Annotated in this window: 2 protein-coding genes; one reads left to right on the top strand and one right to left on the bottom strand. The window is 57.1% G+C overall.

The genetic code is table 11. The features are described 5' to 3' along the window. Positions 1-769: cyclopropane mycolic acid synthase family methyltransferase (locus tag A5688_RS06470; RefSeq protein WP_120312489.1), on the top strand; the 769-nt coding region annotated here is incomplete at its 5' end. Positions 770-829: 60 nt separating this feature from the next. Here the strand turns inward: A5688_RS06470 and A5688_RS06465 are convergent. Further along, a partial coding sequence (locus tag A5688_RS06465; RefSeq protein WP_207546615.1) for a class I SAM-dependent methyltransferase occupies positions 830-988 on the bottom strand: 159 nt, incomplete at its 5' end.

Here is a 988-nt window from a genome sequence, read left to right as displayed (position 1 = left end):
AATCACCTGCGCCTACTTCGAGCGCGACGACATGACGCTCGAAGAAGCTCAAATCGCGAAGTTCGACCTGGCGCTGGGAAAGCTGAACCTCGAGCCCGGGATGACGCTGCTGGACATCGGCTGCGGCTGGGGCGGCGCCCTGAAGCGGGCTGTCGAGAAGTACGACGTCAACGTCATCGGAATCACGCTGAGCCGCAATCAGTTCGAGTACAGCAAGAACAAGCTGGCCGCGTTGCCGACCGACCGCAACATCGAGGTGCGCCTACAAGGCTGGGAAGAGTTCGAAGACAAGGTCGACCGGATTGTCACGATCGGCGCCTTCGAAGCTTTCAAGATGGAGCGCTACTCGGCATTTTTCGAGCGCGCGTACGACATCCTTCCCGATGACGGCCGCATGCTGTTGCACACGATTTTGGCGTATTCCCAAAAGCAGCAGCATGAGCGCGGTGTTTCGATCACGATGAGCGATTTGCGCTTCATGCGATTCATCGGCCAGGAAATCTTCCCCGGCGGACAGCTGCCGGCGCAGGAGGATATCTTCAAGTTCGGTGAGGCTGCTGGCTTCTCGATCGAACGGGTGCAGTTGCTGCAGAAGCATTACGAGCGGACCCTCAACATATGGGCGGCCAATCTGGAAGCCAATAAGGACAAGGCGATCGCTGTCCAATCGCAAGAGGTCTACGACCGTTACATGCACTACCTGACGGGGTGCGAGAACTTCTTCCGCAAGGGCGTCTGCAATGTGGGGCAGTTCACGATGGTCAAGTAGGACAAAGCAATTCAGCCCCGAACGTGATTCGTTCGGGGCTGATTGCTCGTTGTGGTCCGGTTACTTTTCCAGCGTGAATTGATTGACGTCGGTGTATCCCTCACGGAACAGCTTCGCGCAGCCGGTCAGGTACTTCATGTACCGGTCGTAGACCTCTTGCGATTGGACAGCGATCGCCTTGTCCTTATTGGCTTCCAGATTGGCCGCCCATATGTTGAG

The sequence above is a fragment of the Mycobacterium mantenii genome (assembly GCF_001667865.1).
GTDB classification, from domain to species: Bacteria; Actinomycetota; Actinomycetes; order Mycobacteriales; family Mycobacteriaceae; genus Mycobacterium; species Mycobacterium mantenii_A.
The sequence above is the reverse complement of the archived record's forward strand: the minus strand, read 5'-3'. Positions and strand labels throughout refer to the sequence as shown.